This window comes from Mesorhizobium sp. CA16 (assembly GCF_020165175.1).
Classification (GTDB): Bacteria; Pseudomonadota; Alphaproteobacteria; order Rhizobiales; family Rhizobiaceae; genus Mesorhizobium.
The window spans coordinates 149,063-164,533 of the sequence record NZ_JAIUHP010000012.1 but is presented as its reverse complement, the minus strand read 5'-3'; the positions used below and the strand labels follow the sequence as shown (position 1 = coordinate 164,533).

Here is a 15,471-nt window from a genome sequence, read left to right as displayed (position 1 = left end):
TCGCGGATAGCCGCTTGCGGAGAGCGGGCTTACATCTGGGCGTCAGCAAAATGCGCTGGGCTCAATGGAGTACCGCCGATGACCGCAGAAGCTGTTCCCCCTGCCGTCGTTCCATTGCGTGACGCTTGGCGAGGCCTGCTGTGGTTTGTGCCGCTCACAATGCTCTGGCTACTCTTGATCTATCGTTGGTCGGCGATCCCGGAGAGCGGCGTTCCGACCACGTTCCACCAGCTCGCGACCCATGGGCTCATCGCCCTGGGATTGTGGCTCGGCCTCGAACATACGAGCCTGACACCGGGTCAACGTCGCGCGACTTGGTTGACGATCATGATCCCGGATACGCTGTGGTTCGCCGTCGCTTGGAGCGCCGCGATCAATGGCATCTTCCATCTGGACGCCACGGCTTTACCGGCGTTGCCATCGGCTATCTTCCTGCCGGTGATCTTCGGTGCGCCGCTGTTGCTGTTCTCCAGGCGGGTCGGGCAGGTGCTCGATGCAATGCCGGCGAGCTGGCTCGTCGCGGTTCAGCTCTACCGCGTATTCGGCAGTTGGGCGCTCGCGGCGTGGCTGCATGGTGCGCTGCCCGGCGTATTCGCGGTGCCGGCAGGCGTCGGCGACGTGCTGACAGGGCTGTTCGCATTGCCTGCGGCGATCGCGGTGGCGACCGGCACAGCCGGGGGCCGGAGGGCAGCAATTCTCTGGAATATCCTCGGCCTTGCCGATTTCGCTGTCGCGATCACCATGGGCATAATCACCTCGCCCGGCCCGTGGCAGTTGATCGTTCCGGATGTGCTGAGCATCGGCGCTGGCGATTATCCGGATGTGCTGACCCCTGCTTTCGTGGTGCCAAGCTCAATCCTGCTGCATGTTTTGTCGCTGCGCCAGCTGCGCCGCCGCAGCAGGGAAATTGCGCGACGATAGAAAGAAACGGCGCCGCCAGCCGCGCCGTTCCTTTGAGGGCCTTCCTGCTCAGAAAACGTGGCGGAGGATCACGAACAGCACGAAGGCCAGCGCGATCGAGCAGGGCAGCGTGAGCACCCAGGCCAGCAGCAGGTTGCGCACGGTCGACCACTGCAGGCCGGAGCCGTTGGCTGCCATGGTGCCGGCGACGCCGGACGACAGTACGTGCGTCGTCGACACCGGCAGGCCGAAACGGTCGGCCATACCGATGGTGATCATCGCGACCAGCTCGGCGGCGGCGCCCTGACCATAAGTCAGGTGGCTCTTGCCGATCTTCTCGCCGACGGTCACGACGATGCGCTTCCAGCCGACCATGGTGCCGAGGCCGAGCGCCAGCGCCACGGCGATCTTCACCCACAGCGGAATGAACTTCGTCGCGTTGTCGACCGCCTTGTGATAATCGGTGACCGCCTTGAGATCGGCGTCCTGCATCGGCAGCAGCTTCTTCTTGTCGATCAGCTTCAGCGCTTCGCCGATCAGGTAGATGTCGTTGCGCGCGTTGCTGACAAGGTCGGTCGGCACGTTGTCGACCGAGGCGTAAGGCTGCAGCCCGGCGGTGGTGTTGTGGATATAGGTCTGCAGCGCGATCGTGGTCTGATCGTTCCAGCTCTTGCTGCGCACGGCCTCCTGCACGGCAGCCTTTGCAGCATTGGCATCGGCGACAGCAACGCCAGGCTTGACGTACTTGCCCAGAGCCTGCTCGACAGACACCGAGGCCGCCTTGTAGGCGTCAAGATAGTTGATGTCGGGCGTGCGGTTGAGCGCGTAAGCCGTCGGCACCACGCCGATCAGGATCAGCATGATCAGTCCCATGCCCTTCTGGCCGTCATTGGAGCCATGCGCGAAGCTGACGCCGGTGCAGGTGAAGATCAGCAGCGCGCGGATCCACCATGGCGGCGGCGCATTGCCCTTCGGCGCTTCATAGAGCGCCGGATTGCGCACCAGGAGCTTCATCGCATAGAGCAGGATGGCGGCGGCGAAGAAGCCGACGATCGGCGAGACCAGCAAGGTGATGCCGACATTGGTCGCCTGCCCCCAGTCGACGCCGCTGGTGGCGCTTCCGGCCGGGGCCATGAACTGGTTGGCGAGGCCGACGCCGATGATCGAGCCGACCATCGTGTGCGAGCTCGAAGCCGGCAGGCCGAGAAACCAGGTGCCGAGGTTCCACAGGATGGCGGCGACCAGAAGGGCGAACACCATGGCGAAGCCGGATGACGAGCCGACCTGCAGGATGAGCTCGACCGGCAGCAGCGACAGGATGCCGAAGGCCACCGCGCCGCTCGAGGTCAGCACCCCGAGGAAATTGAAGACGCCCGACCACATGACGGCGAATTCGGCCGGCAGCGAGCGCGTGTAGATGACGGTGGCGACCGCGTTGGCGGTATCGTGGAAGCCGTTGACGAATTCGAAGCCCAGCGCGATCAGAAGCGCGATGCCAAGCAGGATCCAGGGCACCGTCTTGGCGATGGCCAGATCCTGGCTGAGCGCATAGCCGACATAGACGATGCCGACGAGCACCAGCACGCCGAAGGTCGGCAGGAACCATTTGGCACCGCCCGATTGTTCCAGGGGATGATCCGGTCTCGGGATCCCCGCCTCACTCGAAACTACGTCCACCATTGTCCCACTCCTTTTGCATTGCAGCAAAGAACCGGGAAGGACGCTATGTCCCTAGAATGAAGCTGGTGTGACGCTCTTAACCGTTTGGTCACCACCACTACCAAGCCGTTTGGTCACCACCAAACCGTTGGTGACCTATCCGGCTATCTTCAGGAGCGAGGACACCAGGAGCTTGCGCTCGTCTTCTGAGAGCACGTCTGAATCAAACAGATTCATGCTGCGCATCCCCTCAATGGCGAGATAGCAGACCAGCAACGAGCCGAGGTCATCCGTCTCTCCCTTCAGCCGTTCGAACAGCTGGCGCTTGAAGGCCTTGATCGGCGTCAGAAAATCGGGATCTTCGGCGATCGCCGAGAACATCCACGACGCCGAGGGTTTTGGCCGCTCGCAGTCGTCGGCCGACAGCTTGATATAGGCTGAGAGGACGCTCTCGTGGCTGGCCTCGGCGGCGCGTGTTTCCAGCGCCTTCTGGAAGTCGCTGAGATAGCTTTCGACCAGGCCCTGCATCAGCTTGGCCTTGGTCGGAAAATTGTAGAGCAGGCCGCCTTTCGACACTCCGGCGCGGCTGGCGACCGCCTCGAGCGACAGGCTTCCCGGGCCTGCCTCGCGCGCTACGTCGGCGGCGGCGGCAAGTATCTTTTCGCGTGAGTTCGCCCTAGGTACTCTCATCGCGCTCCCCGTACATTAGCTTAGGCGGAATTGACAAGACCGTCCAGCCGGTACAGTAAAGCGCGCCGATTTGAAATCGGGACTTATCGTCGATATGTGTCCCGGCATCGATTGTTTTGCCGGTTGCCGGCTCGAGGGGACTGTCCGTGAAGCGCTTTTTCATCATCGCCGGATTCTTGCTGCTGCTTGCCCTGGTATGCGTCGGCATTGTTGGCTTCAACTTCATGCGCGATGCCGGCATCAAGCAGTATTTCGCCACCATGAAGCCGCCGGCCGCGACCGTCTCGACAGTGATGGTCAAGCCTTCGGTATGGACCCCCGGCATCGAGGCCATCGGCACCGTCAACGCCGTGCGCGGCGTCGATCTCACCCTCGAGACGAGCGGCATCGTCAGGGACATCCTTTTCCACGCAAACCAGAAGGTTGCCGCCGACGCGGTGCTGGTGCAGCTCGACGATGCCGTCGAGAAAGCCGATCTGGTGGCGCAGAAGGCGCAGGCCGCCTCGGACCAGGCGGCGCTGACCCGCGCGATCGAATTGCAGCGGCGCGGCGTCGGCACCGACGCGACGCTTGACGCCGCGCGTGCCGCGGCGGACGCCTCGGCCGCGCAGGTCAACAAGCTGCAGGCGGTGCTCGACCAGAAGCAATTATCCGCGCCCTTCGGCGGCACGGTCGGTATCCCGAAGATCGACATCGGCCAGTATCTGGCGCCAGGCAACGCGGTGGTGACGATCCAGGACCTGGACACGATGCGGGTCGACTTCACGGTACCCGAACAGCAGCTGCCGCTGCTCAAGATCGGCCAGACCATCAAGCTCGGCACCAATCTCGCCGATATGTCCTTTGCCGGCTCCATTCGCGGCATCGACCCCAAAATCGACCCGGCAAGCCGGCTGGTCTCTATCCGCGGCGAGGTCGCCAATCCGGAAGGCAAGCTGACGCCTGGCCAGTTCGTCCAGATCCGTGTCGAGCTGCCGCAGGAAAACAATGTCATTTCCGTGCCGCAGACGGCGGTGACGACCAGCCTCTATGGCGATTATGTCTTCGTGGTCGAGCCGGCGAAGCCCGCAGCCGCTGCCGCGCCGGCGAAGCCGGATGAGCAGAAGGTTAGCGCCGATAAGGCGGCCGGCGATGCCGCCAAGCCGCAGGCGGACGCCACCAAGCCAGCCGACAACGCCGCAAAGCCGGCGGACGCGAAGCCGGCCGACAAAGCGGCCGGCGACGCCGCCAAGCCGGCCGAGGCCGCGCAGCAGCCTGCGCTCACCATCTCGCAGGTCTTCGTCAAGCTCGGCCGCCGCAACAACGGCATGGTTGAGATCGTCGAGGGCCTCAAGGACGGCGACCAGGTCGTCACGGCCGGCCAGAACCGGCTCTTCAACGGCATGTCGGTTGCCGTCGACAACACCATCGATCCCAGCAAATCGGCGAACAAACAGGTTCAGCAATGAGCTTTTCCGACCTTTTCATCCGCCGGCCCGTGCTGTCGACGGTGCTGGCCTGCCTGATCCTGCTGCTCGGTTTCCAGGGCATCTTCGGCCTGTCGATCCGTCAATATCCTAAGGTTGACGAGACGGCGATCACCATCACCACGGCCTATCCCGGCGCCAGTGCCGACCTGATCCAGGGCTTCATATCGGCCCCGATCGCGCGCGCCGTCGCCTCGACCGAAAACATCGATTACGTCACCTCGTCCAGCCGTCCGTCCTCGAGCACGGTCACGGTGCAGATGAAGCTCGGCTCCAATCCGGACGTCGCGCTGGCAGAGGTGCTGTCCAAGGTCCAGGGCGTGCGCGGCACCTTGCCGGACGCCTCCAAGGATCCGGTCATCGTCAAGGGCACCGGCCAGCAGTTCGCGATGATGTACATCTCGATGCAGAACCCGAACATGACGAAGGAGCAGCTCACCGAATATATCGAGCGCGTCATCCGGCCTCGCATCTCGACCGTGGAAGGTGTCGCCGACGTCCAGATCTTCGGCGCCCAGGAATATTCCATGCGCGTCTGGATCGACCCGATCAGGCTTGCCGCCCGCGGCGCCACCGCCGTGGACGTGCTGACCGCGATCAACAACTCGAACTTCCTGTCGGCGCCCGGCAACACCGAGAACGAATATGTGGTCTCCTCGATCACCGTGCATTCGACCCTGCAGACGCCTGAGGCCTTCGCCCAGCTCCCGATACGCTCGACGGATGGCCAGGTGGTGCGCCTGCGCGACGTCGCGCATGTCGAGCTCGGCGCGAAAAACACCGACACCAGGGTGAGCTTCAACGGCAAGCCGGGAACCTTCCTGGCCATATTCCCGACGCCTGCGGCCAACCCGCTGACGACCGCCGCCGCGGTCACCCGGCTCGTGCCGCAGATCCAGGAGACGCTGCCGAAAGGCATGACGATCGAGGTCGTCTACGACGCCACTGGCCAGATCAGCGCCTCGATCGAGGAAGTGTTCAAGACCATCGGCGAAGCCGTCGCCATCGTCATCGTGGTCATCCTCCTGTTCCTGGGCTCGTTCCGCTCGGTGATGATGCCGATCGTGACGATCCCGCTATCGCTGATCGGCGTCTGCTTCATCCTGTTTGCGGTCGGCTATTCGATCAACCTTCTGTCGCTGCTGGCCATGGTGCTGGCGATCGGCCTTGTCGTCGACGACGCCATCGTGGTGGTGGAGAACATCCACCGCCACATGGAGGAAGACGGCATGTCGCCGATGCAGGCGGCCTTCAACGGCATGCGCGAGATCGCGACGGCCATCGTGGCGATGACCATCACGCTGGCCGCCGTGTTCGCCCCGCTTGCCTTCACCGGCGGCCTGACCGGCGCGCTGTTCCGCGAATTCGCGGTGACACTGGCCGGCTCGGTGGTGTTGTCGGGCGTGATCGCCATGACCATCACGCCGATGATGTCCGCTCGCCTGCTGAAGCCGGGCCAGCACGGCCGCTTCCAGCGGATCGTCGACGGAACCTTCAGCCGCGTCGAGCGTGTCTACGAACGGGCGGTCACCGCTTCGCTCAGGAACCGCCCGGTGACGCTGATCATTGTCGTCGCTCTAGTGGCGCTGACCGGCTTCATGTTCACCAAGACCTCGACGGAGCTGGCGCCGGAAGAAGATCAGGGCTTCCTGCTCTCGATCGTCACCGCGCCGCGCTATGCGACATCGGATTACACCGAGGCCTACGTCAACCAGATGCTTGGCCTGGTGAAGGACATTCCCGAGACCAGGGCGCAATTCTCCGCCGTCGCCTTCGGCGGCGCGACCAACGGCGCCTTCGTCGGCTTCGCCTTCAAGGACTGGGCAGAGCGCAAGCGCAGTTCGAAGGAGCTCCAGGCCGACATTCAGGGCCGCCTCGCCAAGGTCGCCGGCGTCGAAGCCTTCGTCTTCGCGCCGCCGACGCTGCCCGGCTCCGGCGGCGGCCTGCCGATTTCCATGGTGGTGCGCTCCACCGGAGCTCCCTCGGAGGTCTTCGAGCAGGCGGAGAAGATCAAGAGCAAGGCGCAGGGTTCCGGCCGCTTCATCGTCGTGCAGAACTCGATGTCTTACGACGCGCCGCAGGTGACCGTGACCATCGACCGCGAGCGCGCAGCAGCATTGAACCTGCCGATCGCCGATATCGGCAATACGCTGACGCTGCTTGTGGGCGGCTCCGAAGTGGCGCAGTTCGACCGCGACTCCAACAGCTACGACATCATCCCGCAGGTGCCGCAGGAATTCCGCGACAATCCCGACAAGCTCGGCGAGTATTTCGTGCGCAGTGTCGACGGCAAGATGGTGCCGCTGTCGGCGGTCGTGAAGATCTCGACCAATGCCTCGCCGGCGGCCATCGAGCAGTTCAACCAGCTGAACTCCTCGACGATCTCGGCCTTGCCTCTGCCTGGCGTGACCACCGGCGACGGACTGAAGGTGCTGGAGGATCTCGCTAAGGAGACCCTGCCCGACACCTTCTTCGTCGACTATTCCGGCCAGTCGCGGCAGGAGAAGGAGCAGGGCAACACCATCCTGATCGCCTTCGCGGCGGCGGTGATCGTCATCTACCTGGTGCTGGCGGCCCAGTTCGAGAGCTTCCGCGATCCGCTTATCATCATGATGGCGGTGCCGCTGTCGATCTTCGGCGCGATCGTGCCGCTCAACATCGGCCTGGGGACGCTGAACATCTACACCCAGGTCGGCCTGATCACGCTCATCGGCCTGATTACCAAGCACGGCATTCTGCTGGTGGAATTCGCCAACCAGCAGCGTGAAATACATGGCATGCGGCGCCGCGACGCCATCATCGCTTCGGCCAAGGTGCGCCTGCGGCCGATCCTGATGACCACGGCGGCCATGGCGCTCGGCGTCGTGCCGCTGATCGTCTCCAGCGGCGCCGGTGCAGCCGCGCGCTATTCAATGGGCCTGGTCATCTTCACCGGCATCCTGGTCGGCACCATGTTCACGCTCTTCGTCGTGCCGATGTTCTACACCTTCATCGCCAGCAAGGACCTGCCGCATCTCGCCGAGAAGCCCGATCCGAATCTGATGCCGGCGCTGCCGAGCTGAGACGACAACCGAAGCGAAAAACAAAAGAGGCCGGAATTTTCCGGCCTCTTTTTTTGGCGGCTGCCTCACAGCTTCGCGATCGGTGGAAGGCGGCAACCTGCCTGCTACTCTTACCCAGCCGGTTACTTGGCCAAGCCTTATTTGACAATGACGATGCTGGTGTTGCCGGGGCCGAAGGCCTCGACCAACTGATAGAAATCGGCCGCAGCATCGGGATGCAGCCGCACGCAGCCATGCGAAGCGGGGCGGCCGAGACGGCTGACGGCATAGGTGGCGTGGACCGCGTAGCCGCCGCTGAAAAACACCGAATGCGGCATCGGCGCGTTGTCGTATTTTTTCGAATACCACATCTCATGCAGGCGGGTCGGCTTGAACGAGCCGGTCGGCGTGATGTGCCTTTTGTCGCCGGTCGACACCTTCCAGATATAGGTCGGGCGGCCATCGACCGTGACTTCCATGATCTGCTGCGACAGCGAAACCTTGGCGACGATCTGGTTGGCATGGGCGGCGTTGCCGGCGCCGAAGAGCAGCGCCGCGCCGGTGAGCGCGGCGGCGGTGATGTTGATGAGCTTGGCGGAATTGGCGGAGTGCATGACGATCCCTCTGTTTTTTGCCGTTGTGTCCGGCTTCAATTTCGATGGGGCCTTATCGTGCTCGTCCGTTTCAGACCTATTTCGCTTGATGCTCGTTTCTGTTTCGAAATCGTTTCTGCAAATTAACAACCAGGCCAGTAGAGCAATACTGCGGACTTATTCGAGAGGTGGCGGTCCGGCGTCGCACAATCAGCTTATGCCAGAAACGAAAGTTCATTTTATCCGTATATGAAAGACCAGGGCCCATTTTCGAAACCGATTTGCAACAAAGTGCGTCTCCGGCGGCATGATCTGGATACAGGCCGGCATCAAATTTGACGCAACGGGAACAGACATCCACAAACGAAATGGGCAGGAAATCGAAACTCCGCTCCTGGCTTCCCAGGATCAGCGTCGCGGCGATCGTGCTCGGCGGCGCCGGCTCGGTAGCCGGCAAGCCGGCGACGACGCTGGCGGCGATGACTTCCGGCGAGGTTTCGACGCTGCACATGGCTCTGTTCATCGCCACGGTCTGGATTTTGTCCAGCCTGCGCGTCCACCGGCTGAAGGCCTTCTGGCGGGTCGGCCTCCGGTTGATGAGGACGCGCGGCCCCTCCGGCTACTTGCTGCCGAGAGGACCGAAGGCCCGCGCCGCAGCGGGGGGCTCCGTCAGCGGCGCGGGCGCTTCGGGAGTTTCCTGAGCCCGATTTCGAGATCGAGGATTTGAAGAGATGAAGACGAAACTTGCCGCCTCGGTGCTTTCAGCGCTGCTTTACGCGCAGGGTTTGCTGGGCTTTGCCGCTCTTGCGACGGTGTTGCTAAAGGAGCGCGCCCAGGCCGGGATAACCGTCAGCGCGAACGTTCCAACTGGACCCTCTGTCATCGTCGTGCGCTGAACGCCAGGCGTTGTCGGACCCAAAATGACCACCGCTTTGGGAAATCCGATGCTCAAAAGCCTCGCTGATCAAAGCTTACTCGTTGCGTGGAACCGGCGGATCGAAACGATAGCCGGCACCCCTGATGGTGGTGATGGTCTCGGTGTCGAGCTTGCGGCGCAGCCGCACGATGCGCGAATCGATCGAACGGTCGAAAGCATCTGCATTCTCCGCCGGCGCCGCGGCAATGATATCGTCGCGCGTCAGCACCTTGCGCGGGCTGGCCAGGAACAGCTTGAGCAGCGCCACCTGGCCCGGGGAGAGCTGCTCCTCCGCGCCCGAGCGATGCATCACCATGGCCGACCGCAGGTCGACGGTGGCGTTTTCCAGTACGACCAGCTCGCCGCCGGCCCTGCCGCGTCTCATCAGCAGGCCGCCGATGCGCGCGGCAAGCTCGCGCACGTTGAGCGGGCTTTCGATGACGTCGGCGGCACCCAGCTCGAGCGCCAGCACCTTGTCGACGAGGTCGCGCGGCCGGCAGATCAGGATGAAGTCGGGACCGCCCTTGCCACCCCCGCCCTGACTGCTGTAACGCCTGAGCAGTTCGCGGCCTTCGGCCTGGGTGACGTCGTCGCCGACGACCACGACATCGATGCCGCCGGCCGAAAGCAGCGTCTCCGCCTCCCAGGGCTGGCGCGCCTGACGCACATCGTGCCCGCGCCGTTCGAGATGATCGGCGAGATTTTTGGCGACCACCTCGGCGACGGACACAAGCGCAATGACGGATCGTGCGGCCATTTTCTTCACCCCGCCACAGACAACTCGAGATGAGTGCTGGACATCATGTTTATACCCAATCTACTTTCCGCTGAAAGCGGGAGCGAGCTCGTCGTGAAGGCACGCATCATCGTCGTCGAGGACGAACCGGATCTGAGGGAGGCTGTGGCCGAATATCTCGGCGCCAGCGGCTATGACGTCGTGACGGCCGAGAATGCGGCCGCCGCGCGCGCGCTGTTCGAGGCGCAGTCCTTCCACCTCGCCATCCTCGACATCGCCATGCCCGGCGAGGACGGGCTGTCGCTCGGCCGCTGGCTGCGCTCGAAAACACAGATCGGCGTCATCTACGCCACGGCCGCCGGCACCGCGCTCGACCGCATCGTCGGGCTGGAGCTCGGCGCCGACGATTATATCGTCAAGCCGTACGAATTGCGCGAGGTGCTGGCGCGGGTGCGCAGCGTGCTGCGCCGCGTGCCGCAGCCGGCCGAGCCGCAGCCGGCGAAGGCCGAAACCGCAAATCGCCGTTTCGTGAATTTCGGCGGCTTCCAGGCCGATTTCGACGGCCGTCTGGTCATCGGCGCCAATGGCGCGGTGATCGAGATGGCCAAAAGCGAGTTCGACGTGCTCGAGGTTTTTCTCACCCGCGCCAACCGGCTTCTGACGCGAGCGGCGATTTCGGAGGCGATCGGCTTCGTCGAGGATCCGGAATCCTCGCGCGCGGTCGACATCCGCATCATGCGGTTGCGAAAGAAGATCGAGGCCGACCCCGCCAATCCGAAATTCCTGCGCACGGTGCGCGGCGAAGGCTATATCTTCTCGCTGCCGAGCGGCGACGCCAACTAGAGCATTCCGGGAATGGCATGAAACGGCTAGGCTCAGCGCCTTGGCCGTAGCCTTCCGTCCGGAATTGCGCCAAAACAAAGCGGTAGAGCGGTTCGCCGTTTCCGTGGAACGGAGGGGCGCTCTGAACGACCGACGTCCGGGCCTGGATGACCATGACTGCTGATGCAGCACGCACCGATACGAATGGCTCGCGTCCCGGCGGCGCCGCGATGGCGGCTGTCCATGTCGTGCGCCGCCTGCGCGAGGCAGGCGACTGGCAGCGCGAGATGGACGACATACTAGGGACGATGTGCCGCAAGATGGATTGCCAGCGCGGCATTCTCTTCCGCCTGCGTGAATTGCCGGGCGAAGGCTTCGCCCAGTCCGTCGCCGCTTATTGGATCGACCCTGACTTCGGCGGCGAGCTGGCCTCGCCTACGGTGATCATGCAGTCGATCATCAACTCGGACTCGCTGCTGGAGCAGTTGCAGGAGGACGAGCGGCAAGGCAAGATTTTCTCCGGCCACACGCGCGACCTCGAGGGTTTCCTGCGGGCCGATTTCGAGAAGCAGAACATCAAGTCGTTCCTGTCCGTCTCAGTGTTCGCGCATGGCCACCTTTGGGGCACGCTGGCCATCAATGACTGCATCGCTGAGCGCGAATGGACGGATGAGGAAGAAGCGACGCTGCACATCATCGCTTTGGCGATCGGCGACGCCATCGAGCGCTCGCCATCGGAAGCGCATGCCAGTGAAGTGATCCGCCGCACCATGCTGCAGGCTTCACTGGACGCCATCATCGTCATCGACGAGACGGGTTCGATCATCGAATTCAATCCGGCCGCCGAGAAGATGTTCGGCTTCCAGCGCAGCGCAATTCTCGGCAAGGACCTGCTCGATACCATCGTTCCGGTATACTACCGCAAAGGCTATGCCTCTGGCGCCGAATACATGGCCGGCCGCGGCGCGCCGATGGTCGGCCAGCGGCTGGAGACCGTCACGCAGAACGCCGCGGGCGAGATTTTCCCGATCGAGCTGACCGCAACCGAGATGCGTGTTGCCGACCGCCGCCTGATCTTCGGCTCGATCCGCGACCTGCGCGAAAAGCTGCAGGCCGAGGAGGAGATCAACCGCCAACGCGAGAAGCTGCACCAGAACGAGAAGATGGCGGCGATGGGCTCGCTGCTCGCCGGCGTCTCGCACGAGCTCAACAATCCGCTGGCGGTGGTGGTGGCGCAGTCGACGCTGCTGCATGAATTCGCCGGCGACCCGCAAACCAAGGTGCGGGCCGAGAAGGTGCGCGCCGCCGCCGAGCGATGCGGCCGCATCGTCAAGAGCTTCCTGTCGATGGTGCGGCTGCATCCGACCGAGCAGGCCGAGACGGATCTCAACCAGGTGATGCGCTCGGCGCTCGAAGTCACCGCCTATGGGGCGCGCTCCAGCGGCATCATCATCGACACCGACTTTGCCAACGGGCCGCTGCTTGCCATGGCCGATGCCGACCATATCACCCAAGTGGCGGCCAACTTCCTCATCAACAGCCAGCATGCGCTGGCCGGCGTCACCGGCGAGCGGCGCATCAAGGTGCGGACGTTCCGCAACGAGCACGGCAATCCGGGCTTCTCCGTCGAGGACAACGGCCCGGGCATCCCCGCGGCGATCCGCTCGCGCATCTTCGAATCCTATTTCACCACCAAGCCGGTCGGCGTCGGCACCGGCATCGGCCTGTCGATCTCGAAATCGATCGTCGAGCGCCACAAAGGCAACATCTGGTTCGAGGAGGTCGAGCCGCAAGGTGCGCGCTTCGTCGTGCAGTTGCCGGCGATCGCGGGCGGCAACGCCGCGCCCGGCGAAGGTCCGGCGCGTTCGAGCGGCCTGCGCCACGCGCTGGTGATCGACGACGAGCCGGACGTCGCCGGCTCGTTGTCCGACATACTCGAACTGATGGGCGTGAAGTCGCGCGTCGTGGCAAGCTGGACATCGGCGGCGGACGTGTTGAACGGCTACATGCCGCCGGACATCGTTTTTTCCGATCTGCGCATGCCGGGCATCAGCGGCATTGCGATCTACCGCGAACTGCTTGCTCAGCGGCCCGCGCTGGCGCAGCGCTTCGTGCTGGTCACCGGCGATCTGATCGGCGCCAAGGCGGAAATCGAAGCGCTGCCGCCGCAGCAGCGCCCGCACATCCTGGAAAAGCCATTCTCGACGCTCGACGTCCGCGGCATCCTCTCGGCCATTGCCGACGAAGCCGCCGCCGACAACGGCGCCCATATCTGAGCAGGTTAGCCTGGGACCACCAGGTAGGCGGAATCTGAACCTAAACTCGCCGTCGCCGGCTTCGTCGAGATTCAGGTCAGGCTGAGTCGAAAATGGTGACTTCCGAGAACCGGAACGGAACGTACTTTAAGTACGTGAGCACCGGAAGCGCAGCAAGCTGTCCTTCGCAGGTCGGCCTCACCTGAATATCGACAGGCCCCAAAAAAGAGGCTCCCGACCGATTTCCACGGCGGGAGCCTGACTGGAGCGCAGGAGGGCGCGCTCAGGGGAGGTCTTAAAAAACGTTCGGCGTGTTGGTGAGCGGCGCGGCGTTGGCGATCATGCGCACCGCGCGCTCCCTGTGCTTGCCGGATTGCTCGGCGATGGCGCGCAGGCACTCAAGGCTCTCGGCGCCCCAGTTCTGACCCTTGCAGGCAAAGTCGATCGTGGATTCCGGCAGGCGAGCGGTCTTGAGCGTGGTCTGCGCGCCCTCGACGACATTGGCCGGCGGATTGATCGAGGCGAAAGCCGGCCCTGAGGCAGGCGCGGCCAGCATGGCGACAAAGGCGCAGGCGCCGATCAGCATGAACATCGCCATCGGATGGTCGCTGGCGCGCTGCCGCAGCGCAAGCTTCGGCCGGCGGTCATTGCGTTGCGGTCCATGCAGGCGGCGATTGGCATCGGTGGTGCGAACTTTCGCAAACATCGGTTGTTCCCTTCGTTCTCTTTCTTTTTGGTTATGAAACGAACATAACCGCACCAGGTAACTGCCGGATGGTCGGCGATGATTGCCTGTGTAACAGGATTGAAACAGATGCCGGACGCGCCAGCCTTCCCAATCCGAGGCAACCATTCGAGCGGCCATCGAAATGGTCAGCTCAGATATGCGCCTGCCGCGCCTGGCCGACTGTAAACGGCATCACATAGCAACGCCTGAATCGAGCGCGCCGCCGCTGTCTGCCGCACGCCCGTTAACTCATCGAAACAGGCCTTCTCCGAGGGCGGCATCCGCCCGCTGAATTGCCGCTCCGCTTCCTCGATTAACACGAGGATTTTCCGGGATTTTTTCGGCTCGGGCGAGGTCAAACTCACCGCCACGGAATTTCCATACTCCTACAAGTAATTGCATTTCAATGAAAAATATGCTTTTATTGAATGAGTATTCAACAAAAAGAAGACATGCAGATGAACCCGCACCTCCGTGACGTGGCGATCCCCAACGATTGGGACCGGCGGGGTTTGCCGGGGTGGAGTTACCATTCCAACGCCCTTCTCGAGCTTGAGAAGGAGTACGTCTTCCGCAACCACTGGCAGATTGCCGGCCATGTCTCCGACGTGCCGAATCCGGGCGACTATCTGACCATGGATGTCGTCGGCGAGCGCGCACTGATCGTGCGCGGCAAGGACGGCGTCGTGCGCGCCTTCAACAACATGTGCCGCCACCGCGGCAGCCGCGTCGTCGCCGACAGCCAGGGCACCTGCAAGAACGCGCTGGTGTGCCCGTTCCATGGCTGGGTCTACAATCTCGATGGCACGCTGCGCGGTGCTGCCCGTCCGGGCTCGTTCCCCGAGCTGGACAAGGCCGAGTTCGGCCTGATGCCGCTCGACCTCGAAATCTGGATGGGCTTCATTTTCATCCGCTTCCGCAAGGGCGGCCCGCAGCCTTCGGTGGCCGAGCTGCTGAAGCCGATCGAGGCCGAGATGGCGCATTACAATGTCGCCGACATGGTCCCGTCCTGGGGCATCTGGACCCAGAAATCGCCGGTCAACTGGAAGTCGGTGCGCGACGTCGACAATGAAGGCTACCACGTCGCCATGGCCCATCCGGCGCTGCAGGACCTCTATGGCGCGACCTATTTTGACGAGCCCTTCATCAACGGCGTGTCGCGGTCCTTCGCCACCTACAATCCGCATGCCGGGCGGCGCTGGAGCGTTCGCGAGTACATCAAGCTCGCGCCCGAGGCCACGCATCTGCCGGAACATCTGCGCAAGGCCTGGATCTATTACGGCATCTTCCCCAACAACGCGCTGTCGATCATGCCGGAATCCGTCCAGTTCTATCAGGAGTTCCCGCTATCGACCGGCGAGACGCTGCTGCGCGGCGCCATCTACCGCTACAAGAACGAGACGCGCGAACAGGCGGCGGCACGCTACCTCGCCTATCGCATCGACCGCGACACCATGAACGAAGACGTGCAGCTCTCGGTGTGGTCGAACGAATCCATGCTGTCGGAAGCCTTCGAGGGCTTTTACCTCTCCGACCTCGAATACGGCGTGCGCACCCACCACGACCACCTACGCAGGCAGATCCCGGTTCTGAACCTGGAGACGGCGCCCGAGGAGAAGGACATGTGGGGGCTGAACGAGGCGCTGAGGTCGAGGGGATGAGCTCT

General features: G+C 63.4%; 14 protein-coding genes. 8 read left to right on the top strand and 6 right to left on the bottom strand.

Annotation, left to right across the window (positions count from 1 at the left end):
• Positions 1 to 78: 78 nt before the first annotated feature.
• The gene (locus LB525_RS18275) at positions 79 to 921 is read left to right on the top strand and encodes an MFS transporter (RefSeq protein WP_224545638.1); all 843 of its coding nucleotides are present in this window, start codon (positions 79 to 81) and stop codon (positions 919 to 921) included.
• Between the two features lie 48 nt (positions 922 to 969).
• On the opposite strand, the gene LB525_RS18270 is transcribed toward LB525_RS18275, so the two are convergent.
• Complete coding sequence (locus tag LB525_RS18270) at positions 970 to 2,580, bottom strand: inorganic phosphate transporter (RefSeq protein WP_224545637.1); 1,611 nt, start codon at positions 2,578 to 2,580, stop codon at positions 970 to 972.
• 135 nt (positions 2,581 to 2,715) lie between these two features.
• Positions 2,716 to 3,249: a TetR/AcrR family transcriptional regulator gene (locus LB525_RS18265; protein ID WP_224545636.1), complete on the bottom strand. Its 534-nt coding sequence runs from the start codon at positions 3,247 to 3,249 to the stop codon at positions 2,716 to 2,718.
• A gap of 146 nt (positions 3,250 to 3,395) precedes the next feature.
• Here LB525_RS18265 and LB525_RS18260 point away from each other — a divergent pair, with 146 nt between their 5' ends.
• Together LB525_RS18260 and LB525_RS18255 are read left to right on the top strand one after the other, a co-directional pair.
• Positions 3,396 to 4,697 carry an efflux RND transporter periplasmic adaptor subunit gene (locus LB525_RS18260; protein WP_224545635.1) on the top strand — a complete coding sequence of 434 codons (1,302 nt, stop codon included), beginning with the start codon at positions 3,396 to 3,398 and terminating at the stop codon, positions 4,695 to 4,697.
• Complete coding sequence (locus LB525_RS18255) at positions 4,694 to 7,777, top strand: efflux RND transporter permease subunit (RefSeq protein ID WP_224545634.1); 3,084 nt, start codon at positions 4,694 to 4,696, stop codon at positions 7,775 to 7,777. Before LB525_RS18260 ends, LB525_RS18255 begins: the two co-directional genes overlap by 4 nt.
• A gap of 137 nt (positions 7,778 to 7,914) precedes the next feature.
• Here the strand turns inward: LB525_RS18255 and LB525_RS18250 are convergent, their stop codons facing one another.
• Positions 7,915 to 8,370 carry a L,D-transpeptidase gene (locus LB525_RS18250; RefSeq protein ID WP_095767557.1) on the bottom strand — a complete coding sequence of 152 codons (456 nt, stop codon included), beginning with the start codon at positions 8,368 to 8,370 and terminating at the stop codon, positions 7,915 to 7,917.
• 347 nt (positions 8,371 to 8,717) lie between these two features.
• Here LB525_RS18250 and LB525_RS18245 point away from each other — a divergent pair, with 347 nt between their 5' ends.
• Both LB525_RS18245 and LB525_RS18240 read left to right on the top strand, forming a co-directional pair.
• Positions 8,718 to 9,050 (top strand): hypothetical protein, encoded by a 333-nt coding sequence (locus LB525_RS18245; protein ID WP_140544285.1) that lies wholly within the window; start codon positions 8,718 to 8,720, stop codon positions 9,048 to 9,050.
• 30 nt (positions 9,051 to 9,080) lie between these two features.
• Positions 9,081 to 9,245, top strand: coding sequence for a hypothetical protein (locus tag LB525_RS18240; protein ID WP_224545633.1), 165 nt, complete (start codon positions 9,081 to 9,083; stop codon positions 9,243 to 9,245).
• A gap of 75 nt (positions 9,246 to 9,320) precedes the next feature.
• Here the strand turns inward: LB525_RS18240 and LB525_RS18235 are convergent, their stop codons facing one another.
• The gene (locus tag LB525_RS18235) at positions 9,321 to 10,022 is read right to left on the bottom strand and encodes a response regulator transcription factor (RefSeq protein ID WP_224545632.1); all 702 of its coding nucleotides are present in this window, start codon (positions 10,020 to 10,022) and stop codon (positions 9,321 to 9,323) included.
• A gap of 93 nt (positions 10,023 to 10,115) precedes the next feature.
• Between LB525_RS18235 and LB525_RS18230 the strand changes: the two genes are divergently transcribed.
• Together LB525_RS18230 and LB525_RS18225 are read left to right on the top strand one after the other, a co-directional pair.
• Complete coding sequence (locus tag LB525_RS18230; protein WP_224545631.1) at positions 10,116 to 10,844, top strand: response regulator; 729 nt, start codon at positions 10,116 to 10,118, stop codon at positions 10,842 to 10,844.
• 152 nt (positions 10,845 to 10,996) lie between these two features.
• A complete protein-coding gene (locus LB525_RS18225; protein ID WP_224545630.1) occupies positions 10,997 to 13,099 on the top strand; it encodes an ATP-binding protein in 2,103 nt (700 codons plus the stop codon).
• A gap of 274 nt (positions 13,100 to 13,373) precedes the next feature.
• Here LB525_RS18225 and LB525_RS18220 read toward each other — a convergent pair whose 3' ends face one another.
• Together LB525_RS18220 and LB525_RS18215 are read right to left on the bottom strand one after the other, a co-directional pair.
• Positions 13,374 to 13,784 (bottom strand): hypothetical protein, encoded by a 411-nt coding sequence (locus tag LB525_RS18220; protein WP_224545629.1) that lies wholly within the window; start codon positions 13,782 to 13,784, stop codon positions 13,374 to 13,376.
• Between the two features lie 167 nt (positions 13,785 to 13,951).
• Complete coding sequence (locus tag LB525_RS18215; RefSeq protein ID WP_224545628.1) at positions 13,952 to 14,176, bottom strand: hypothetical protein; 225 nt, start codon at positions 14,174 to 14,176, stop codon at positions 13,952 to 13,954.
• 87 nt (positions 14,177 to 14,263) lie between these two features.
• Here LB525_RS18215 and LB525_RS18210 point away from each other — a divergent pair, with 87 nt between their 5' ends.
• Entirely contained in the window at positions 14,264 to 15,466 is a 1,203-nt protein-coding gene (locus LB525_RS18210; RefSeq protein WP_224545627.1) for an aromatic ring-hydroxylating oxygenase subunit alpha, read from the top strand.
• Positions 15,467 to 15,471: the final 5 nt, after the last annotated feature.